16 protein-coding genes are annotated in these 21,114 nt (G+C 69.7%); 9 read left to right on the top strand and 7 right to left on the bottom strand.

The genetic code is table 11. The annotated features are described in order from the left end of the window. The first annotated feature begins 241 nt into the window (after positions 1-241). Positions 242-1,579, top strand: a complete 1,338-nt coding sequence (locus EIZ62_RS16230; protein ID WP_156693382.1) for an MATE family efflux transporter — start codon at positions 242-244, stop codon at positions 1,577-1,579. Positions 1,580-1,863: 284 nt separating this feature from the next. Here the strand turns inward: EIZ62_RS16230 and rplI are convergent, their stop codons facing one another. The 4 genes from rplI to rpsF all read right to left on the bottom strand — a co-directional run bounded on the left by rplI (position 1,864) and on the right by rpsF (position 3,575). Next, positions 1,864-2,310: a 50S ribosomal protein L9 gene (gene rplI / locus EIZ62_RS16225; RefSeq protein WP_156693381.1), complete on the bottom strand. Its 447-nt coding sequence runs from the start codon at positions 2,308-2,310 to the stop codon at positions 1,864-1,866. A gap of 17 nt (positions 2,311-2,327) precedes the next feature. Continuing rightward, positions 2,328-2,564 (bottom strand): 30S ribosomal protein S18, encoded by a 237-nt coding sequence (rpsR, locus tag EIZ62_RS16220; RefSeq protein ID WP_005315025.1) that lies wholly within the window; start codon positions 2,562-2,564, stop codon positions 2,328-2,330. A 61-nt stretch (positions 2,565-2,625) separates the two neighbouring features. Further along, entirely contained in the window at positions 2,626-3,207 is a 582-nt protein-coding gene (locus tag EIZ62_RS16215) for a single-stranded DNA-binding protein (protein ID WP_156693380.1), read from the bottom strand. Between the two features lie 77 nt (positions 3,208-3,284). Further along, entirely contained in the window at positions 3,285-3,575 is a 291-nt protein-coding gene (gene rpsF, locus EIZ62_RS16210) for a 30S ribosomal protein S6 (RefSeq protein WP_004950685.1), read from the bottom strand. Between the two features lie 271 nt (positions 3,576-3,846). On the opposite strand from rpsF, the gene EIZ62_RS16205 reads away from it, so the two are divergent. The 3 genes from EIZ62_RS16205 (at position 3,847) to EIZ62_RS16195 (ending at position 6,574) form a co-directional block, all read left to right on the top strand. Next, on the top strand, positions 3,847-4,161 hold the full coding sequence (locus EIZ62_RS16205; RefSeq protein WP_156693379.1) for a hypothetical protein: 315 nt from the start codon (positions 3,847-3,849) through the stop codon (positions 4,159-4,161). A 142-nt stretch (positions 4,162-4,303) separates the two neighbouring features. Continuing rightward, positions 4,304-5,422: a lipid II:glycine glycyltransferase FemX gene (locus EIZ62_RS16200; protein WP_156693378.1), complete on the top strand. Its 1,119-nt coding sequence runs from the start codon at positions 4,304-4,306 to the stop codon at positions 5,420-5,422. Positions 5,423-5,542: 120 nt separating this feature from the next. Next, positions 5,543-6,574 (top strand): alanine racemase, encoded by a 1,032-nt coding sequence (locus EIZ62_RS16195; RefSeq protein ID WP_156693377.1) that lies wholly within the window; start codon positions 5,543-5,545, stop codon positions 6,572-6,574. Positions 6,575-6,649: 75 nt separating this feature from the next. Here EIZ62_RS16195 and EIZ62_RS16190 read toward each other — a convergent pair whose 3' ends face one another. Next, positions 6,650-8,137, bottom strand: a complete 1,488-nt coding sequence (locus EIZ62_RS16190; RefSeq protein ID WP_156693376.1) for a glycosyltransferase family 87 protein — start codon at positions 8,135-8,137, stop codon at positions 6,650-6,652. Positions 8,138-8,342: 205 nt separating this feature from the next. Further along, a complete protein-coding gene (locus tag EIZ62_RS16185; RefSeq protein WP_156693375.1) occupies positions 8,343-11,081 on the bottom strand; it encodes a transglycosylase domain-containing protein in 2,739 nt (912 codons plus the stop codon). 373 nt (positions 11,082-11,454) lie between these two features. Between EIZ62_RS16185 and EIZ62_RS16180 the strand changes: the two genes are divergently transcribed. From EIZ62_RS16180 to EIZ62_RS16170, 3 genes are all read left to right on the top strand, one after another. Next, entirely contained in the window at positions 11,455-12,171 is a 717-nt protein-coding gene (locus EIZ62_RS16180; protein ID WP_156693374.1) for a PadR family transcriptional regulator, read from the top strand. A gap of 49 nt (positions 12,172-12,220) precedes the next feature. Then, entirely contained in the window at positions 12,221-13,303 is a 1,083-nt protein-coding gene (locus tag EIZ62_RS16175; RefSeq protein ID WP_156693373.1) for an inositol-3-phosphate synthase, read from the top strand. Positions 13,304-13,376: 73 nt separating this feature from the next. Then, positions 13,377-14,645: an MFS transporter gene (locus tag EIZ62_RS16170; RefSeq protein WP_156693372.1), complete on the top strand. Its 1,269-nt coding sequence runs from the start codon at positions 13,377-13,379 to the stop codon at positions 14,643-14,645. 96 nt (positions 14,646-14,741) lie between these two features. Here the strand turns inward: EIZ62_RS16170 and EIZ62_RS16165 are convergent, their stop codons facing one another. Beyond that, positions 14,742-16,208 carry a CCA tRNA nucleotidyltransferase gene (locus EIZ62_RS16165; protein ID WP_208827941.1) on the bottom strand — a complete coding sequence of 489 codons (1,467 nt, stop codon included), beginning with the start codon at positions 16,206-16,208 and terminating at the stop codon, positions 14,742-14,744. A 207-nt stretch (positions 16,209-16,415) separates the two neighbouring features. Here EIZ62_RS16165 and EIZ62_RS16160 point away from each other — a divergent pair, with 207 nt between their 5' ends. Together EIZ62_RS16160 and murJ are read left to right on the top strand one after the other, a co-directional pair. Continuing rightward, positions 16,416-18,863: a DUF6049 family protein gene (locus EIZ62_RS16160; RefSeq protein WP_208827939.1), complete on the top strand. Its 2,448-nt coding sequence runs from the start codon at positions 16,416-16,418 to the stop codon at positions 18,861-18,863. Positions 18,864-18,909: 46 nt separating this feature from the next. Then, a complete protein-coding gene (gene murJ, locus EIZ62_RS16155) occupies positions 18,910-21,084 on the top strand; it encodes a murein biosynthesis integral membrane protein MurJ (protein ID WP_156693371.1) in 2,175 nt (724 codons plus the stop codon). Positions 21,085-21,114 lie beyond the last annotated feature (30 nt).

Here is a 21,114-nt window from a genome sequence, read left to right as displayed (position 1 = left end):
TGTGGAGAACCCCGCAGAACCTGTGCACGGAGCGGGGGACAGCCGTGTGGACAAACTCATAGCCCCACCAGCAAAGCGTCTCTGACCTGCGTCTTTTCCATCCACTGGCTGTGGGGGAGAAAAACTTTCCCCGCTGGACCAAGATCAGAACAAACGGCGCACACCCGAAGGGTCAACTCAGCGATCGGTAAGGATCCAATGGCCCTTGCATCTCTTACCTGTGGAAGATTAGATTGCCCCCATGACCCAGGCCCCCGCCCGACCGAAGAGCGACCGCCGCCGGCACGACCGCGAGATCATCGCCCTCGCCGTGCCGGCCTTCGGAGCGCTCGTCGCCGAGCCGCTCTTCGTGATGGTCGACAGCGCCGTCGTGGGTCACCTCGGCACCCCGCAGCTCGCCGGTCTCGGCATCGCCGCCGCCCTGCTCGCCACGGCCGTCAGCGTCTTCGTCTTCCTCGCCTACGCCACCACCGCGGCCGTCGCCCGCCGCGTCGGGGCCGGCGACCTGCCGTCCGCCATCCGGCAGGGCATGGACGGCATCTGGCTGGCCCTGCTCCTGGGGCTGGCTGTCATCGTCGTCACCCTGCCCGCCGCGCCCTGGCTGGTCGACCTCTTCGGCGCCTCCGGCACCGCCGCCCCGTACGCCACCACCTACTTGCGCGTGTCCAGCCTCGGCATCCCGGCCATGCTCATCGTGCTCGCCGCCACCGGCGTACTCCGGGGCCTCCAGGACACCAAGACCCCCCTCTACGTCGCCGTCGCCGGGTTCACCGCCAACGCGGTGCTGAACGTGGCGCTGGTGTACGGCCTCGGCCTCGGCATCGCCGGCTCCGCCTGGGGCACGGTCATCGCCCAGTGCGGCATGGCGGCGGCGTATCTCGTCGTGGTCGTCCGGGGAGCACGACGCCACGGCGCCTCCCTGCGCCCGGACGCCGCCGGGATACGGGCCAGCGCCCAGGCAGGCGTCCCGCTCCTGGTCCGCACGCTCTCGCTGCGCGCGGTCCTGATGATCGCCACGGCGGTGGCCGCTCGCCTCGGGGACGTGGATGTCGCCGCCCACCAGATCATCCTGTCCCTCTGGAGCCTGATGGCCTTCGCCCTGGACGCCATCGCCATCGCCGGCCAGGCGATCATCGGCCGCTATCTGGGCGCGGGCGATGCCGACGGGGCACGACGGGCCTGCCGCCGCATGGTCGAGTGGGGGATAGCCTCCGGACTGGTGCTGGGCGTACTGATCGTCCTGGCCCGCCCCCTCTTCATCCCGCTCTTCACCAGCGACTCCACCGTGCGGAACGCCCTCCTGCCGGCGCTGCTGGTCGTGGCGCTCACGCAGCCGATCGCCGGGGTGGTCTTCGTCCTGGACGGGGTGCTGATGGGCGCCGGCGACGGCCCGTACCTGGCGGGAGCGATGGTGGTGACCCTCGCGGTCTTCGCCCCGGTCGCCCTGCTGATCCCCCTGCTGGACGGCGGCCTGACCGCCCTGTGGTGGGCGATGGGGCTGATGATGACGGTCCGGATGCTCACCCTGGGCCTGCGCATGCGGTCGGGCCGCTGGGTGGTCACCGGCGCCACCCGCTGACCCGCGACGGCGGCCCGGCCCGCACGGCCCGCATGGCCCGCCCGGCCCGCACGGCCCGCGCGACTCATCACGGCCTCCAGGGCCGCGACCCACACCACCTTGGCCTCTCGGGCCACGCCCCGTGCCACGACCCCCTTGGTCATGTTTCACGTGAAACACGACCGGCCGTCCCCGCAGCGCGCGCAGGCACAGCAGAAGGGCCGCACCCTCAGGTGCGGCCCTTCCGTGTCACGCGATGAGCCTGTCACTCAATGATCGCTGCGCGACCTGCTGAGCGCAGAAACTCAGGCAGCGACGATCTCGACGCCGAGCTTCGCGACGACCTCGGCGTGCAGACGCACGGAGACCTGGTGCGAACCAAGGGTCTTGATCGACGAGCCGAGCTCGACACGACGCTTGTCGACCTCGGGACCACCGGCGGACTTGATCGCCGAAGCGATGTCGGCCGGGGTCACGGAGCCGAAGAGACGGCCGGCGTCGCCGGAGCGAACGGCCAGACGCACCTTCGTGCCCTCGAGCTGAGCCTTGATCTCGTTGGCCTGCTCGATGGTCGCGATCTCGTGGATCTTGCGGGCGCGGCGGATCTGCGCCACGTCCTTCTCGCCACCCTTGGTCCAGCGGATCGCGAAACCACGCGGGACCAGGTAGTTGCGAGCGTATCCGTCCTTGACGTCGACGACGTCGCCGGCGGTGCCGAGGCCGGAGACCTCGTGCTTGAGGATGATCTTCATGTTTCGGTCACCCTCTCTTATCGCGCGGTGGACGTGTAGGGCAGCAGCGCCATCTCACGGCTGTTCTTCACGGCCGTGGCGACGTCACGCTGGTGCTGCGTGCAGTTGCCGGTGACGCGGCGGGCACGGATCTTGCCGCGGTCGGAAATGAACTTCCGCAGCATGTTCGTGTCCTTGTAGTCCACGTACGCGGTCTTGTCCTTGCAGAATGCGCAGACCTTCTTCTTCGGCTTGCGCACAGGCGGCTTCGCCATGGTGTATCTCCTGTGTGATCAAGAAGTGGGGTACGAGCCTGATCCCCGTAAGCCCTGGGGCTCAGAAGGGAGGCTCGTCCGAGTAGCCGCCGCCGGAACCGCCGGAGCTTCCGCCCCAGCCGCCCCCGCCGCCCTGCTGCTGCTGGCCGCCGGCCGGCGCGCTGGTCGCCCACGGGTCGTCGGCGGGAGCGCCGCCACCCTGCTGGCCACCACCCGGGGCACCGCCCCAGTTGCCGCCGCCCTGCTGACCCCCGCCGTAGCCGCCCTGGCCACCGCGGCCGGTGGTCTTGGTGACCTTGGCCGTGGCGTTCTTGAGGCTGGGGCCGACTTCCTCGACGTCCAGCTCGAAGACCGTGCGCTTTACGCCCTCGCGGTCCTCGTACGACCGCTGCTTCAGCCGGCCCTGCACGACGACGCGCATGCCTCGCTGGAGCGACTCGGCGACGTTCTCCGCCGCCTGGCGCCAGACCGAGCAGGTCAGGAACAGGCTCTCGCCGTCCTTCCACTCGTTGGTCTGACGGTCGAACGTACGGGGAGTGGACGCGACGCGGAACTTCGCGACCGCCGCACCGGACGGGGTGAAGCGCAGCTCGGGGTCGTCGACAAGATTGCCGACGACCGTGATGACGGTCTCGCCTGCCATGGGGAACCTCTCGGCGGGATTGCTTCTGGCTGCTTGCTGCTGCTACTCGAAACCCGATGACCTCTGAGCGAGAGTGCTCAGTGGGTCTCGGGACGGAGGACCTTGGTCCGGAGGACCGACTCGTTCAGGTTCATCTGGCGGTCGAGCTCCTTGACGACCGCAGGCTCGGCCTGCAGGTCGATGACCGAGTAGATGCCCTCGGGCTTCTTCTTGATCTCGTAAGCGAGACGACGACGGCCCCAGGTGTCGACCTTCTCGACCTTTCCGTTGCCCTCACGGACGACGGAGAGGAAGTTCTCGATCAGCGGGGAGACAGCGCGCTCCTCGAGATCGGGGTCGAGGATGACCATCACCTCGTAGTGACGCATGTGGAACCCACCTCCTTTGGACTCAGCGGCCACGGTCGTTCCGTGGCAGGAGGGTCGTGATGCGTACGCAACGGTATCGGCCACCACTGACATTCGCCCTCAGCGAGTGAGGGACTCCGATCAGGGCATGGGCAGACACCGGTGCAGACCGTACAGAGTACCCGCACACCGGCTTCCGGTTGAAATCCTGTGGCCAGGGGACGCAATCTGTACACATCGGGTGCGTGCGGCGCTACGATGCGCCGCCTTCCGGCACAGCCAGGAGGACCTCATGGCCCAGGCATTCCATCGACACCCCACCTCGTCCCTCTTCGCCACGGACGGCAAGCCCCACCCGCTGCAGGACACCCTGATGGCGGTGACCCTGGGGCTCGGTCTGATCGCCTTCATCACGGCCCAGTTCCACAGCCTCCACCTGATCAGCTCCTGGGCGGGCCTGGTGGGCGTCGTCACCGGCGCCTACGGCCAGTACATCTCCGAGACGACACGCGAGCGCACGGTGCTGATCATCGGCATGGGGGCGTCGGCGATCGGACTGGGGCTCGGAATGGCCCACGGCGGCCTCTTCGGCGGCGTACTCGGTTAGGCCCTTCCGCCACGGCCGGCGGGGCTCGGTACGGGCCCTCCCGGCATGCAGCCAGCCGGGGCGCTCCTCGGTGCCAGTAGGCTTCGCGCGAGAGCCGGAGCCCCTGTACCCATGGGGACACACCTGCCGAGGAGCGCCCCGCATGAGCCTGACCCTGAGGACCATCAGCCGAGAGCAGCATCTGGCGTACATCCAGACCCTGCCCGCGGCGAGCCACTGCCAGGTCCCCGCATGGGCTGATGTGAAGACCGAGTGGCGCTCGGAGAACCTGGGCTGGTTCGACAAGGACGGTCAGCTCGTCGGCGCGGGCCTGGTCCTGTACCGCCAGCTCCCGAAGATCAAGCGGTACCTCGCGTACCTCCCCGAGGGCCCGGTCATCAACTGGTACGCGCCGAACCTGGACGACTGGCTCCAGCCGATGCTGGCGCACCTGAAGAACCAGGGCGCCTTCTCGGTGAAGATGGGCCCGCCGGTCGTCATCCGCCGCTGGGACTCGGCCGCGATCAAGTCCGGCATCCAGGACCCGGACGTCAAGCGGCTGCGTGACGTCGAGGCCTCGCACATCGAGCCGCGCGCCTTCGAGGTGTCCGACCGGCTGCGCAAGATGGGCTGGCAGCAGGGCGAGGACGGCGGCGCCGGCTTCGGCGACGTCCAGCCCCGCTACGTCTTCCAGGTGCCGCTGGCGAACCGTTCGCTCGACGACGTCCTCAAGGGCTTCAACCAGCTGTGGCGCCGCAACATCAAGAAGGCCGAGAAGGCCGGTGTCGAGGTCGTCCAGGGCGGTTACGAGGACCTCGCCGAGTGGCAGCGGCTGTACGAGATCACGGCCGTGCGCGACCGGTTCCGGCCCCGGCCGCTGTCGTACTTCCAGCGGATGTGGACCGTCCTCAACAGCGAGGACCCCAACCGCATGCGGCTCTACTTCGCCCGGCACAACGGCGTGAACCTGTCGGCGGCCACCATGCTCGTGGTCGGCGGGCACGTCTGGTACTCGTACGGCGCCTCGGACAACATCGGCCGCGAGGTCCGGCCCTCGAACGCGATGCAGTGGCGCATGCTGCGCGACGCCTACGCCATGGGCGCGACCGTCTACGACCTCCGGGGCATCTCCGACTCCCTGGACGAGACGGACCACCTCTTCGGCCTCATCCAGTTCAAGGTGGGCACCGGCGGTGAGGCCGTCGAGTACATCGGCGAGTGGGACTTCCCGCTGAACAAGCTGCTGCACAAGGCACTCGACATGTACATGTCGCGTCGCTGAACGCTTCCGTAGTCCGTAGTCCGTAGTCCCGCCCCCCGAGTCTCCCGTCCCGGGGCTCGGGCCTCGGGTCTCGTACATCCCTCTGCTACACCGCAGCCACAGAAAGGTTCCGGGCCGGCCATGGCGCTCTCCCTCTACGTCGACACCGCTCGCTGGCGGGCGCACCAGAAGTCCGTGATCGACCAGTTCCCGGGCGTCGTCCCGGTGTGCAAAGGCAACGGCTACGGCTTCGGCCACGAGCGGCTGTCGGACGAGGCGTCCCGCTTCGGCGCCGACATGCTGGCGGTGGGCACCACGTACGAGGCGGCCCGCATCAAGGACTGGTTCGGCGGCGACCTGCTGGTCCTGACGCCGTTCCGGCGGGGCGAGGAGCCCGTCCCGCTGCCGGACCGGGTGATCCGCTCGGTGTCGTCCGTGGACGGCGTCCACGCGCTCGTCGGCGCCCGTGTCGTCATCGAGTGCATGAGCTCGATGAAGCGGCACGGCATCGGCGAGCACGAGCTCGGCCAGCTGCACGCGGCGATAGAGGACGTGCGCCTGGAGGGCTTCGCGCTGCACCTGCCGCTGGACCGCACCGACGGCACCGACGCCGTCGAGGAGGTCATCGGCTGGATGGACCGGCTGCGCGCGGCCCGCCTTCCGCTGCACACCATGTTCGTCAGCCACCTCAAGGCGGCGGAGCAGGCCCGGCTCCAGCAGCAGTTCCCCCAGACCCGCTTCCGGGCCCGCATCGGTACGCGGCTCTGGCTGGGCGACCACGAGGCGACGGAGTACCGGGGCGCGGTCCTGGACGTCACGCGCGTCGCCAAGGGTGACCGTTTCGGCTACCGCCAGCAGAAGGCGGCGTCCGACGGCTGGCTGGTCGTCGTCGCCGGTGGCACGTCGCACGGGGTGGGCCTGGAGGCCCCCAAGGCCATGCACGGCGTGATGCCGCGCGCCAAGGGCGTGGCCCGGGCGGGCCTGGCGACGGTCAACCGCAACCTGTCGCCGTTCGTGTGGGCGGGCAAGCAGCGCTGGTTCGCCGAGCCGCCGCACATGCAGGTGTCGATCCTGTTCGTCCCCTCGGACGCCCAGGAGCCGAAGGTCGGTGACGAGCTGGTCGCCCACCTGCGGCACACCACCACCCAGTTCGACCGCATCGTCGAGCGCTGAGCACCCGGGCGGTGCCGGGCCGCCCGGGGCCGTCGCTCATGCGCGGCCCCGGCGGTCACGCGCGGCCCCGGGCGGTCACTCCCGTACGACGCCCCACTCCACACGTGGTCCCTGGACCGCGTGTGCGGCGTGCTGCGGCGGGGGTGCGGCGGGGCCGAGTACGAACACGTCCTCCGCGCGGTCGAGGACGCCGCCCGACGGGTCGTCCGTGCCGTCGCGCCGCACCCCGTCGCGCTCGGGCAGCAGGATGTCCCGTACGACCATGGCGCACAGGAACAGCGTCCCGGCCAGGTGCAGCAGGATCGCGAACTGGTAGCCCTCCGTCGGCAGCCCCTGCTTGTTGCCGCTCGTGGTGTACGCCAGGTACATCCAGATCCCGGCGAAGTACATGACCTCGCAGCCCTGCCAGACGAGGAAGTCGCGCCAGCGCGGGCGGGCCAGGGCGGCGAGCGGGATCAGCCACAGCACGTACTGCGGTGAATAGACCTTGTTGGTGAGGATGAACGCCGCCACCACCAGGAAGGCCAGCTGGGCGAAGCGGGGGCGGCGCGGCGCGGTCAGGGCCAGTGCGGCGATCCCGGCACAGGCGAGCACCATCAGCACGCTCGCGTAGGTGTTGACGGCGTCCGGGGTGATGTCGGCGCCGGTGCGCTGGGTGATGATCAGCCAGAAGGACCCGAAGTCGATGCCCCGGTCGTGGCTGAAGGAGTAGAACTTCTTCCAGCCCTCCGGTGCCAGCAGCATCACCGGCACGTTCACCACCAGCCACGAGGCGGCCGTGCCCAGCACGGCCAGACCGAACTCCCGCCACTTCCAGGCCCGCCAGCACAGCAGCAGCAGCGGCCCGAGCAGCAGGAACGGGTAGAACTTGGCGGCCGTGGCCAGGCCCAGGAGGACACCGAAGGCGAGCGCCCGCCCCCGGGACCACATCAGCATGGCGGCGGCGGTCAGCGCCACGGCGAGCAGGTCCCAGTTGATGGTCGCCGTCAGGACGAAGGCGGGGGCCAGGGCGACCAGCAGGGCGTCCCACGGGCGGTGGCGGTGCGTGCGGGCGACGCAGACGGCGAGGACGGCCACGCAGATCATCAGCATGCCCGCGTTGACCATCCAGTACATCTGCTCCCGGTACTGGAGGTCGCCGTCGAAGGGGAGCGTCAGCCAGGACGCGACCTGCATGAACAGGCCGGTGAGCACCGGGTATTCGAGGTACTCCATGTCGCCGCCGAGGCGGTCGAAGTAGGGGATCAGTCCGTCGGCGAAGCCCCGCCCGATGAAGAGGTGCGGGATGTCCGAGTAGCAGGCGTGGGTGTACTGCGAGCTGGTGCCGCGGAACCACGCCCAGTTGTAGCAGGGCAGCTTCTGGACCATGCCGAGCGCGAACATCCCGATCGCGACGAGCGCGATCACCCGGACGGGCGTGAACGCGCTGTCGCCGAAGCGCGCCCACCGGCCGGCGGGGCCACCGATCAGTTCGCTCCCGGCGGCCGCGATCTCGTCCCGGCGGGTCGGGGGCACGACGGGACGGTCCTGGTGGGCGCTCGTCGTCTTGTGTGGGCTCGGCATGGGGACATCCTGCCGTACGTGGCCGGGGCCCGGCGCGGCCTGTGGACAACGGTCCGCGGGGGCGGGCGGGCGGCCGCCGGGCGACGCGGAAGAGCACCGGGCAACGCGGAGGGCCGCCGCGTCCGGCGTACGTACGCGAGGTACGTACCCGGTGCGACGGCCCTCGCAGCCGTGGCCTTCGGTGGCCGTGGAGGGGGAGCGGGGGCTAGCCCTCGGTCCCGCCGAACCAGCCGCCGTTGGCGCCGCCGTTGCCGTTGCCATTGGTCGTGCCGGCGGTGGGCGGCGAGGGACTGGTGCCGCCGGTGGTGGTCCCGCCGTCGTCGGTGCCGCCGGTATCGGTCCCGCCGGTGTCGGTTCCGCCACCGCCGTCCTGGCCGCCGTCCTGACCGCCGTCCTGGCCGCCGTTCTGGCCGCCGTCGTCGTTGTTGCAGTCCCAGTCGAACGGTCCGCACGAGGGCTCGGCCGGCTTGCTCGACTCCGACGGCGACGGGGTCGGCGAGGGGCTCTCCGACTCCGAAGGCGACGGGGTCGGCGAGGGCGAGTCGGACGGCGTCGGCTCGGGGCTCTCGGCGCCACCGCCGTACACGGTGTCGGCCTCCAGCTCCTCCGGCTCGGGGAACGGGATGACCTCCGCGCCCTTGAGCGCGGTCGACATGTACTTCTGCCAGATCTCGGACGGGAAGGACGAGCCGTGGATCTTCTTCTGGCCGCCGGTGCCGAACATCTCCAGGAACTTGCGGTTCTTGTTCTCGGCGTTGTCGTCCATCCGGTACATGTCGATGGCCGTGGCGAGCTGCGGCGTGTAGCCGACGAACCAGGCCGACTTGTTGCCGTCGGTGGTACCGGTCTTGCCGGCGACCTGACGGCCCTGGATGGCCGCGTTGTTACCGGTGCCCTCGGGGTCCTCGACGACGTCGCGCAGGACGTCGGTGACGTTGCTGGCGATGGCGGACGAGAAGGCCTGCTTGGTCGTGGCCTCGTGCTTGAAGATCACGTTTCCGCGCTTCGACACCTCGGTCACGGAGAACGGGTCACGCTGCTTGCCGTTGGCGGCGAAGGTGGCGTAGGCGCCCGCCATGCGGATGGCGCTGGGGTCGGAGATGCCGATGGAGAAGGACGGGACGTCGCCCTCGACGAGGCTCTCCTTGCGCAGCCCGGCCTGGATCGCCGTCTCGCGGACCTTGTCGATGCCCACGTCCATGCCCAGCTGGACGAACGGCGAGTTGGCCGAGTGGATCATCGCCTCGCGGAGGTTGATGTCCCCGTAGTCCTGGTCACCGTCGTTGACCTGGAGCCACTCCTTGCCCTCTTCGTTGTGCCAGACGCTTCCGTCGTACCTCTTGATCTTGAGCTTGTTCTTGCCGTTGTAGATCGTCTTGTCCGGGTCGACCGTCCGCCGCTGGTCGGGTCCCTGTTCGGGGCCGCTGCCCGGGTCCCGGACGCCGTGTTCCATCGCCGCGGCGAGGACGAACGGCTTGAACGTGGAGCCCACCTGGGCACCGGTCTGGTCGGCGTTGTTGGTGAAGTGCTTGGTCGCGTCGGAGCCACCGTAGATGGCGACGATCGCGCCGGTCTTGGGGTTGACCGAGGCGCCACCGAACTGGACGTGCGTGTCCGTGTCCGGGCGCTCCTTCGGGTCGATGTTGGCCTTCTCGACCTTCTCGACGGCGGCCTTCAGCGCGTCGACCTTCGGCTTCTCGAAGGTCGTCTTGATCGTGTAGCCGCCCTGGGCGAGCTTCTTCGCCGTGATGCCCACGTCGTTGTTGTTGATGACGTAGGCCTTGGCGAGGTCGACCATGTAACCGACCTGACCGCTGAGCCGAGCCTGCTTCTTCGGGGCGACGGGCATCGGGAACTTCGTGTACTTCGCCCGCTCCGAGGCTTCGAGGTGCCCGTCCTTGACCATCTCGTCGAGGATCCACTGCCACCGCTTGGTGACCGCCGCCGTGTTGGCCGCCGGGGTCGCCCGGGGGTCGATGTCCACCGAACCCGCGGGGTCGTAGTAGGTGGCGCCCTTCAGCAGTGCGGCGAGGAACGCGCACTCGCTGGCGTTGAGGTCCTTGGCGTCCTTCTCGTAATAGGTGCGCGCCGCGGCCTGGATCCCGTAGGCACCTCGTCCGTAGTACGAGGTGTTCAGGTAGCCGGCCATGACGTCCTCTTTGTCCTCCTCGAAACCTGCCTTGAGGGAGATGAAGAGTTCCTTGGCCTTGCGGCTCACGGTCTGGCTCTGGTCGTCCAGCATCGCGTTCTTCACGTACTGCTGGGTGATCGTGGAGCCGCCCTGGGTCTGCTCGCCCATGGCCATGTTGTAGAACGCCCGGCCGATGCCCTTCGGGTCGACGCCCTTGTCCTTCCAGAACGTCTTGTTCTCGGCCGAGACCACCGCGTTCTGCATGTCCTCGGGGATCTGCTTGAAGTCCAGGATCTGCCGGTTGATCTCACCACCGGTGGCAGCCATCTGAGAGCCGTCGGCGTACAGGTAGACGTTGTTCTGAGCCGTCGCGATCTTGACGGCCTCGGGGACCTCGACCATGGAGTACACCACCGTCGACGCACCGAGCACCGTCGCCGCGAACCCGAGGAACGATCCCGTCACGAGCTTCCAGGAGGGCACCCAGCGGCGCCAGCCGTCCTTGTTGTGGCGCGGGTAGTCGATCAGCCGCTTCTTGCCCGGCTGTACGCTCCGCGCGGCCCGCCCCCCGGCCGCACCGGCGGCTGCCTCGGCACCGCGGCGGCGGCCGCCCCGCTGGGCGGCCCGGCGGGCCTCGGCACGACTGCCGTACACCCGCTCCTCGCCACCGCCGCTGTGGGGGTCGGCGGCTGATCCTGCGCTGGTTCCTCGCGCCGGAGCCGCCCTGCGGCCCGGGGGCTGCTGGGCGGCTCGCCTGGCTGCGGCACGTCCGCCACCCTGCGGCTGCGGCGGTTTGCGACGGTGCTCGCTCATCGAACGACTACTCCTCGGGCAGGCGAGTACGCCTGGAAGCGGCAGCTGAGTTCCGGTCCCCCCGAAATGGATACGGACCAGCCCTGGCTCGGGCTCATCCGCCATGCACTCGCAACGAGGACGCCGTCCGGCGTCGCATGGTTCCCACGGGTGTGCATGCCGCACAGACTACGCACGGTCAAAAACCACTGAGGACCGAAGTTCATCCCAAATCAGGCAAGTCGTTTACTGCGAATTGACCATGTGACGCCGCTCACCCTAGTCGGCCTTGTCGAGTGTGCCGGGCCGTTCTATCGTCGGGATGTATCGAGTCGATACATCAGCACGGCATAAGAGCCACGGTACGGGCCGGTGAGGGCGGAGGAGGCGGCGGATGAGCAGGCGCTCCGGCATCCTCGAGTTCGCCGTGCTCGGCCTGCTCCGCGAAGCCCCCATGCACGGGTACGAGCTGCGCAAGCGGCTCAACACATCGCTGGGGATCTTCAGGGCCTTCAGCTACGGGACGCTGTACCCCTGCCTCAAGACGCTGGTCGCAAACGGCTGGTTGATCGAGGAACCGGGCAGCGCCCCCGAGGACGCCCTCGCCGCCTCGCTCGCGGGCCGCCGCGCCAAGATCGTCTACCGGCTGACGGCCGAAGGTAAGGAGCACTTCGAGGAGCTCCTCTCCCACACCGGCCCGGACTCCTGGGAGGACGAGCACTTCGCCGCCCGTTTCGCCTTCTTCGGGCAGACGGAGCGCGAGGTGCGGATGCGGGTGCTGGAAGGCCGGCGCAGCCGCCTGGAGGAGCGTCTGGAGAAGATGCGCGCCTCCCTGGCCCGTACGCGCGAGCGCCTGGACGACTACACGCTTGAGCTGCAGCGGCACGGCATGGAGTCCGTGGAGCGCGAGGTGCGCTGGCTGAACGAGCTCATCGAGAGCGAGCGGGCGGGGCGGGGCCGGCGACGGTCCGGCCCCGAGACCCCGGACACCGACCAGGCGTCCACGGCCTCCGCCGCCGCTCAGCAGGACGACACATCTGGAGAGACGGGCGGCCTGCCCCGGCACGGGGGCAGTACCCGGCCGGATCCGTCCGACGACACCGCCAAGTGAGGCCCTGCGACCTGCAGGGCTTCGAAGATCAACACAGGGAGCAACCGGAATGGGTTCGGTTCGCGTAGCCATCGTCGGCGTGGGCAACTGCGCCGCCTCGCTGGTGCAGGGCGTCGAGTACTACAAGGACGCCGACCCGGCGGCCAAGGTGCCGGGTCTCATGCACGTGCAGTTCGGCGACTACCACGTCCGGGACGTCGAGTTCGTGGCCGCCTTCGACGTGGACGCGAAGAAGGTCGGTCTTGACCTCGCCGACGCCATCGGCGCCAGCGAGAACAACACCATCAAGATCTGCGACGTGCCGTCGACGGGCGTGTCCGTCCAGCGCGGCCACACCCTGGACGGCCTGGGCAAGTACTACCGCCAGACCATCGAGGAGTCCTCCGAGGCCCCGGTCGACGTCGTCCAGGTCCTCAAGGACAAGAAGGTCGACGTCCTCGTCTGCTACCTGCCGGTCGGCTCCGAGGACGCGGCGAAGTTCTACGCCCAGTGCGCCATCGACGCCAAGGTCGGCTTCGTCAACGCCCTCCCGGTCTTCATCGCCGGCACCAAGGAGTGGGCGGACAAGTTCACCGAGGCGGGCGTCCCGATCGTCGGTGACGACATCAAGTCGCAGGTCGGCGCCACCATCACGCACCGCGTCATGGCGAAGCTGTTCGAGGACCGGGGCGTCATCCTGGACCGCACGATGCAGCTGAACGTCGGCGGCAACATGGACTTCAAGAACATGCTCGAGCGTGAGCGCCTGGAGTCCAAGAAGATCTCCAAGACGCAGGCCGTCACCTCCCAGATCCCCGACCGGGACCTCGGCGAGAACAACGTCCACATCGGCCCGTCCGACTACGTGGCCTGGCTGGACGACCGCAAGTGGGCCTACGTCCGCCTCGAGGGCCGCGCCTTCGGTGACGTCCCGCTGAACCTGGAGTACAAGCTCGAGGTGTGGGACTCCCCGAACTCGGCGGGTGTCATCATCGACGCCCTGCGCGCCGCGAAGATCGCCAAGGACCGCGGCATCGGCGGCCCGATCCTCTCCGCGTCCTCGTACTTCATGAAGTCCCCGCCGGTCCAGTACTTCGACGACGAGGCCCGCGCCAACGTCGAGAAGTTCATCAAGGGCGAGGTCGAGCGCTGAGGCTCCGTCCCCCGCACCGAAGGTCCCCGTGGCGTCTGCCCGGGGGCCTTCGGCGTATGTGACCCTTGCTGCCATGCCTGTCGTACGTGATCTGCGCGTACTCGTGCGCCTCACCGACTTCCGTCGCCTGCTGGCCGTACGACTGCTCTCCCAGTGCGCCGACGGGGTCTACCAGGTCGCCCTCGCGACGTACGTCGTCTTCTCCCCCGAGAAGCAGACCTCGCCCACCGCGATCGCCTCCGCCATGGCAGTCCTGCTGCTGCCGTACTCGTTCGTCGGCCCGTTCGCCGGTGTCCTGCTGGACCGCTGGCAGCGCCGCCAGGTCTTCCTCCACGGCAACCTGCTGCGGGCCGTGCTCGCCGCCGGTACGGCCCTGCTGATCCTCACCTCCGTACCGGACTGGCTCTTCTACGCCTCGGCCCTCTCGGTCACGGCCGTCAACCGGTTCGTCCTCGCCGGCCTCTCGGCCTCGCTGCCCCGCGTCGTGGACCCCGACCGGCTCGTGATGGCCAACTCGCTGTCCCCCACCGCGGGCACGCTCGCCGCCACAGCCGGTGGCGGGCTCGCCTTCGTCGTACGGCTGACGGGCGCCGACTCCGACGCGGTGGTGGTCCTCCTGGGTGCCGGGCTCTACCTCTGCTCCGCCCTCGCCTCGCTGCGCATGGGCCGCGAACTGCTCGGGCCCGACCCGGACGCGGTGCAGCCCCGGCTGGGCGCCGCGCTGGCCTCGACGGCCCGGGGCCTCGTCAGCGGCGTACGGCACCTCCGCCGCCGGCGCGCGGCCGTCCGGGCGCTCACCGCCATGACGGTGATGCGCTTCTGCTACGGAGCCCTGACCGTGATGGTGCTGATGCTCTGCCGGTACGCCTGGTCGTCGACGGAGTCGCAGGGGCTCGCCCTGCTCGGCCTGGCCGTGGGTGTCTCGGGGGCGGGCTTCTTCGCCGCTGCGGTGCTCTCGCCGTGGGCGGTCGAGCGGCTGGGGCAGGGCGGCTGGATGATGGTGTGCGCCGGGTCGGCCGCGGTGCTCGCACCCGCGCTGGGCCTGCTCTTCACTCCGGCGCCCATACTGGCCGCGGCCTTCATGCTCGGCCTCGTCACCCAGGGCGCCAAGATCGCCACCGACACGGTGGTGCAGGTCGCGGTGGACGATGCGTACCGGGGGCGGGTCTTCTCGCTGTACGACGTCCTCTACAACGTGGCCTTCGTCGGCGCTGCCGGCGTCGCCGCTCTGATGCTGCCGCCCGATGGCCGCTCGGTCGCGGTGATCGCGCTGGTGGCCGTGCTGTACGCCATCGCGGCCGTCCTGCTGCTGCGGTGGAGACAGCGGGACGGCTTGCTCTAGGCACAGCGCGAGGGGCGATGTTTCACGTGAAACATCGCCCCTCGCGTGGCCCGCCGTCATGTTTCACGTGAAACATGACGGCCTCCCGCGATCCGCTCAGTTCTGAGTGGACCACCACTCCTTGAGCGCGGCGACGGCGTCGTCGTGCGCCATGGGCCCGTTCTCCAGGCGCAGCTCCAGCAGGAACTTGTACGCCTGGCCGACGGCGGGGCCGGGGCGGATCCCGAGGATCTCCTGGATCTGGTTGCCGTCCAGGTCAGGGCGGATGGAGTCCAGCTCCTCCTGCTCCTGGAGCCGGGAGATGCGCTCCTCCAGCCCGTCATAGGCCCGGGACAGCGCGGTCGCCTTGCGCTTGTTGCGAGTGGTGCAGTCGGAGCGGGTCAGCTTGTGCAGACGGCTCAGCAGCGGCCCGGCGTCGCGGACGTAGCGCCGGACGGCGGAGTCGGTCCATTCGCCGGTGCCGTACCCGTGGAAGCGAAGGTGCAGCTCCACCAGCCGGGAGACGTCCTTGACCATGTCGTTGGAGTACTTCAGCGCCAGCATGCGCTTCTTGGTCATCTTCGCGCCGACCACTTCGTGGTGATGGAAGGAGACCCGGCCGTCGGACTCGAAGCGACGGGTGCGCGGCTTGCCGATGTCGTGCAGCAGGGCGGCAAGGCGCAGGACCAGGTCCGGGCCGTCCTCTTCGAGGTCGATGGCCTGCTCCAGCACGGTCAGCGAGTGCTCGTAGACGTCCTTGTGCCGGTGGTGCTCATCGCTTTCGAGCCGCAGCGCGGGCAGCTCGGGCAGCACGCGCTGCGCGAGCCCGGTGTCGACCAGCAGGCCCAGCCCCTTGCGCGGGTGAGCGGAGAGGATCAGCTTGTTGAGCTCGTCCCGGACACGCTCGGCGGAGACGATCTCGATCCGCTCGGCCATCCGCTTCATCGCGTCCACGACCTCGGGAGCGACCTCGAAGTCGAGCTGCGCGGCGAACCGGGCGGCGCGCATCATGCGCAGCGGGTCGTCGGAGAAGGACTCCTCGGGCGTTCCCGGCGTCCGCAGGATGCGCTGCGCCAGGTCCTCCAGGCCGTCGTGCGGGTCGATGAACTCCTTCTCCGGCAGCGCGACGGCCATCGCGTTGACGGTGAAGTCCCGGCGGACCAGGTCCGCCTCGATGGAGTCCCCGTAGGAGACCTCCGGCTTGCGGGAGGTCCTGTCGTACGCCTCGGAGCGGTACGTCGTGATCTCGATCTGGAAGAGCTGTTCAGCGTCTCCCACGCGGGCGGCCTTCTGGGCGCCCACCGTGCCGAAGGCGATCCCGACCTCCCACACCGCGTCGGCCCACGGCCGGACGATCTTCAGAACGTCCTCGGGACGGGCTTCGGTGGTGAAGTCCAGGTCGTTGCCGAGCCGGCCGAGCAGTGCGTCGCGTACCGAGCCACCGACCAGGGCGAGGCTGAACCCCGCCTCCTGGAAGCGTCGGGCGAGGTCGTCGGCGACCGGGGACACGCGCAGTAGTTCGCTGACCGCGCGGCGTTGCACCTGGCTCAGTGCAGTCGGGTTGTCTTCGTTGGCGTTCGGCACAACAGAAAAGGGTACGTGCCCCGGCCCCGGGCCAGGTCCCGGTTTTCCGCCGCCCCGGCTCCCCGCTTCCATGATCTTCCGTTCCCCTGCTTCCCCGATCATGTGGAGCAGTCCGCGGCACTTAGCCCCGGCGCTCCTCGTTACCATGCGTGGACGCAGGAACCGACGAACCACCAACGGCAACAGACGACGAGGACGGGCGAGCGCGTGGCCGAGGCGGCAGACTTCCAGAGCACCGGTCGCTCTCCTGCCCGGCGGTGGCTGCGACGTGCGGCCTCCGTGCTCGTGAGCGTGCCGGTTCTGGCGGGCCTGCTGTACGTCCCCGCGACGCCGGCGTCCGCCGCCGAGAAGGCGGCTCCGTCCCCCATCGTCGATGTGTCTCTGGACACGTTCACACCCGCCGCGCCGGTGGAGGGGGACACGCTCACGATCAGTGGCACCGTGACCAACGAGGGCAAGGAGACGGTCAGCGAGGCGCGGGTCGACCTGCGCGTCGGCTCGCCCGTGGCCAACCGGGGTGCGATCGACAGGGTGGCCAAGCGCAACGGCTTCGTCCCCGGCGACGACGGCGCGGCGCTCGGCGGCCCGTACAGCATCAAGATCCCCAAGCTCGCGGCCGGCATCAGCAAGGACTTCACCATCGCCGTGCCGGTCGAGAAGCTGGGCCTCGACGACGACGGGGTCTACCCCCTCGGGGTCTCCCTCTCGGGCCGGACGGCGAGCGCCCAGTACGACCGGGTGCTGGGTGTCGAGCGGACCTTCCTGCCCTGGCAGCCGGAGGCCACCGACAAGAAGACGCAGGTCAGCTACCTCTGGCCGCTGATCTCCTCCACACACCTGTCCGCGGAGACCGGCTCGGACGATCAGCAGACCCCGGTCTTCGAGGACGACGCCCTGGCCGCGGAGCTCGCTCCGGGCGGACGGCTCGAACGGCTCGTCGCCCTCGGCGCCGAGCTGCCCATCACCTGGGTCGTCGACCCGGACCTCCTGGCGACCGTTGACGCGATGACCCGGAACTACCAGGTGAAGGACGGCGAGGAACGGGTCCCGGGCAGGAACCAGGCCGTCGCCAAGCAGTGGCTCAACAGCCTGGACAAGGCGGTGCAGGGCGACAAGATCGTCGCGCTGCCCCACGGCGACCCGGACCTGGCCTCGCTGGCCCACCGCGGCAAGGACGTCTCGGGCTCCCTCAGCCACCTCCAGCCGGCCACCGAGGTCGCCGAGACCACGGTCGAGACGATCCTCCATGTGAAGCCGTCCGTGGACTTCGCCTGGCCGATCGACGGAGCGGTCGACCCGTCGATCGTCGACATCGCCACCTCGGCCGGCGCCGACAAGGTGATCGCCCGCAGCGACAGCATCCGGGACGAGCTGCCCTACACCCCCAACGCCGCCAGGCCCATCGGCGGCGGGACCACCGCGGTCGTCGCCGACGCGGCGCTCTCCACGGCCTTCCACGGCGACATGACCAGGGCGGGGAACTCGACCCGGGCCGTCCAGCAGTTCCTCGCCCACACGCTGGCCGTCACGCAGCAGCAGCCGGGCAAGCAGCGCAACATCGTGGTCGCCCCGCAGCGGATGCCGACCACCGCCCAGGCCCAGACGATGGCGTCCGCGCTCCGCGCACTGGCGCCGCAGCGCTGGACCCAGCCCAGTGACCTCCTCGCGACGGCCGCGGCCAAGCCCGACGACGGGGCCGTCTCGACGATCCCCAGCGCCAAGAAGTACCCGGCCAAGCTGCGCAAGCAGGAGCTGCGGGTCCAGGCGTTCCAGGACATGCAGGCGACCCAGGGCACCCTGGACAACTTCAAGGTCATCCTGACGGCGGCCTACCGGGTGGTCACGCCGTTCGGCAACGCGATCAACCGGGAGATGTCGACGTCCTGGCGCGGCCGCTCCGAGCCCGCCACGGCGTACCGGCGCAGCGTGCAGGACCACCTGCTCGACCTCACCAGCGAGGTCCAGCTGATCGACAAGTCGGACCTGACCCTGTCGGGGCGCAGCGCCACCATCCCGGTGACGGTCCAGAACCAGCTGCTCCAGGGCGTCGATCACCTGGTGCTGCGGCTGACGTCGACCAAGCCGACCCGTCTGAAGCTGAACGGCGGTACCGCCGTCGCCGAGCTGCCGGTCAAGATCGACGGCGGTCACAGCCAGTCGGTGAAGTTCACCGCGTCCGCCAACGCCAACGGTCCGGTGCCGATGACGGCCCAGCTGTACACGGAGGACGGCAAGCCGTACGGCAAGCCGATGAACTTCACCGTCAAGGTCTCCGAGATCACTCCGACGGTGATGCTGGTGATCGCCGGCGGATTCCTGCTGCTCGCGCTCGCCGGCATCAGGATGTACACCCATCGCAAGCGCGCCGCCGCACGCGAGGCGGACGGGCCGGACGACACGACGGACGGACCGCACGACGGGCCGGCCGGGCCGGACGACGCGGCGGGCGGTCCGGAGGGGCCGGACGACACCACCGACGAGCCGGACGGCGAGCCCCGGCCCGTGACCGGCACGGAGGCCGGGACGACGGCGGACCCGGAACCCCGGGTGACGGCTGAGCGGAGCGACGATCCCGAGCAGCCGAGTGACCTGACGCCGGACACCGGAGCGCAAAGCGCCGACCCGTCGGGCCCGGGTGAGAAAGTGGACCGTTGAGCTATGTCGTGGCCGGTCGGCCGGGGACGATGAGGTGGGGTAAACCATGAACGCGCCGTACGACGGTGACCGCGGTCACAACGCGGGCGGCGGCAGCGCGCCTTCCGGCGAGATGCCCCCCACGGCGGGTCACGTCCCGCCCCCCGCCGCACCGCCCGCCCCGGATCCGTACGTCCAGCACGCCTACGAGCAGGATCCGTACGGAAGCCACGACCTGGCCGCGCAGGACCCGGTCGGCGAGGCGCTCTACGACAGGGCGGCGCACCCCCCGCCCCCGCCGGGCACCTATGAGGAGCCCCCGCCGCTCTACCAGCAGCCCGCCGCGCCCCCGTACGCGCCGGACCCGCGGGTCTGGGCCCAGACCCCGCCGCCCGAGCCCGACGGACCGTCCCGCCACCTTCCTTACGGCGACGACGCCAGGACCGTTCAGTTCACCGGCGTGGACGACCTCGTCACGCACGCGGCCGAGCAGGAGCCCGAGCCGGACGCGTTCGCGCACCTCTACCGCGACCAGCAGAGCCACGGACAGCCGCCCGCCCCGCAGGAGCCGGAAGCGGTCCCCGCGCCGGCGCCCGCCCCGAAGAAGTCCGGCGGCCGTGCGTCCGGCCTGCTGAAGTCGAGCGCCGTGATGGCGGCCGGCACCCTGGTCTCCCGCCTGACCGGCTTCGTCCGCAGCCTGGTGATCACCGGAGCCCTGGGCGCCGCCCTGCTCGGTGACACCTACACCATCGCGGCCACCCTGCCGACGATGATCTACATCCTGACCGTCGGTGGTGGCCTCAACTCGGTCTTCGTCCCCCAGCTCGTCCGGTCGATGAAGGACGACGAGGACGGCGGCGAGGCGTACGCCAACCGGCTGCTGACGCTCGTGATGGTCGCGCTGGGCGTGATCGTCACCCTGGCGGTGTTCGGCGCCCCGCTGCTGATCCGGGCGATGTCCGACACCATCGCGAGCGACGCGGCCGCCAACAGCGTCGCCGTCACCTTCGCCCGCTTCTGCCTGCCCACGATCTTCTTCATGGGCGTGCACGTGGTGATGGGTCAGATCCTCAACGCGCGCGGCAAGTTCGGCGCGATGATGTGGACCCCGGTCCTCAACAACATCGTCGTGATCTTCACCTTCTCGCTGTTCATCGGGGTGTACGGCTCGTCGGCCGAGTCCCAGATGGGCGTCACGACCATTCCCGACGACGGGATCCGCCTGCTCGGCATCGGTACGCTGCTCGGCCTGGTCGTCCAGGCCCTGGCGATGGTGCCGTACCTGCGCGAGGCCGGCTTCCGCTTCCGCCCCCGCTTCGACTGGAAGGGCCACGGGCTCGGCAAGACGGTCAAACTCGCCAAGTGGACCGTCCTGTTCGTCCTCGCCAACCAGGCCGGTGTCGTCGTGGTCACCCAGCTCGCCACGGCCGCCGGCAAGGCCTCCGGTCAGGACGGCGCGGGCTTCCTCGCCTACTCCAACGCGCAGCTCATCTGGGGCATGCCGCAGGCCATCATCACCGTCTCGGTCATGGCCGCACTGCTGCCGCGCATCTCGCGCGCCGCGCACGACAACGACCCGGGTGCCGTCCGTGACGACATCTCCCAGGGCCTGCGGAACTCGGCCGTCGCCATCGTGCCCGTCGCCTTCACCTTCCTCGCGCTCGGCGTCCCGATGTGCACCCTGCTGTACGCCTCCAGCGGCACCGAGGCCGCCCGCAGCATGGGCTTCATCCTGATGGCGTTCGGGCTCGGCCTCATCCCCTACTCGGTGCAGTACGTCGTCCTGCGGGGCTTCTACGCCTACGAGGACACCCGGACGCCCTTCTACAACACGGTGATCGTGGCGGCCGTCAACGCCGCCGCCTCGGGCGCCTGCTACGTCCTCCTGCCCGCGCAGTGGGCCGTCGTCGGCATGGCCGCCTCCTACGGCCTGGCCTACGCCGTGGGTGTCGGGGTCGCCTGGCGGCGGCTGCGGAACCGGCTGGGCGGCGACCTGGACGGTGCGCTCGTCGTCCGCACCTACGCCCGGCTCTGCATGGCGTCCGTCCCCGCCGCCGTCCTCGGTGGCGCCGCCGGATTCGCGATCCTCAAGGTCCTGGGCGAGGGAGCCCTGGGATCGCTCGCGGCACTCGTGGCCGGTGGGATCGTACTGATGGGCGTGTTCTACGTCGCCGCACGCAAGATGCGGATCGAAGAGCTCAACACCCTGGTCGGCATGGTGCGTGGCCGTCTCGGACGCTAGAACGAGAGCTCGCACAACCATCGCGGGCCT

It is taken from the genome of Streptomyces ficellus (genome assembly GCF_009739905.1).
GTDB lineage: Bacteria > Actinomycetota > Actinomycetes > Streptomycetales > Streptomycetaceae > Streptomyces > Streptomyces ficellus_A.
The sequence above is the reverse complement of the archived record's forward strand: the minus strand, read 5'-3'. Positions and strand labels throughout refer to the sequence as shown.

Coding starts and splice junctions, on each gene's coding strand:
- EIZ62_RS16230 (WP_156693382.1), top strand. CDS start 242: ATGACCCAGGCCCCCGCCCGACCGAAGAGCGACCGCCGCCGGCACGAC.
- rplI (WP_156693381.1), bottom strand. CDS start 2,310: ATGAAGATCATCCTCAAGCACGAGGTCTCCGGCCTCGGCACCGCCGGC.
- rpsR (WP_005315025.1), bottom strand. CDS start 2,564: ATGGCGAAGCCGCCTGTGCGCAAGCCGAAGAAGAAGGTCTGCGCATTC.
- EIZ62_RS16215 (WP_156693380.1), bottom strand. CDS start 3,207: ATGGCAGGCGAGACCGTCATCACGGTCGTCGGCAATCTTGTCGACGAC.
- rpsF (WP_004950685.1), bottom strand. CDS start 3,575: ATGCGTCACTACGAGGTGATGGTCATCCTCGACCCCGATCTCGAGGAG.
- EIZ62_RS16205 (WP_156693379.1), top strand. CDS start 3,847: ATGGCCCAGGCATTCCATCGACACCCCACCTCGTCCCTCTTCGCCACG.
- EIZ62_RS16200 (WP_156693378.1), top strand. CDS start 4,304: ATGAGCCTGACCCTGAGGACCATCAGCCGAGAGCAGCATCTGGCGTAC.
- EIZ62_RS16195 (WP_156693377.1), top strand. CDS start 5,543: ATGGCGCTCTCCCTCTACGTCGACACCGCTCGCTGGCGGGCGCACCAG.
- EIZ62_RS16190 (WP_156693376.1), bottom strand. CDS start 8,137: ATGCCGAGCCCACACAAGACGACGAGCGCCCACCAGGACCGTCCCGTC.
- EIZ62_RS16185 (WP_156693375.1), bottom strand. CDS start 11,081: ATGAGCGAGCACCGTCGCAAACCGCCGCAGCCGCAGGGTGGCGGACGT.
- EIZ62_RS16180 (WP_156693374.1), top strand. CDS start 11,455: ATGAGCAGGCGCTCCGGCATCCTCGAGTTCGCCGTGCTCGGCCTGCTC.
- EIZ62_RS16175 (WP_156693373.1), top strand. CDS start 12,221: ATGGGTTCGGTTCGCGTAGCCATCGTCGGCGTGGGCAACTGCGCCGCC.
- EIZ62_RS16170 (WP_156693372.1), top strand. CDS start 13,377: ATGCCTGTCGTACGTGATCTGCGCGTACTCGTGCGCCTCACCGACTTC.
- murJ (WP_156693371.1), top strand. CDS start 18,910: ATGAACGCGCCGTACGACGGTGACCGCGGTCACAACGCGGGCGGCGGC.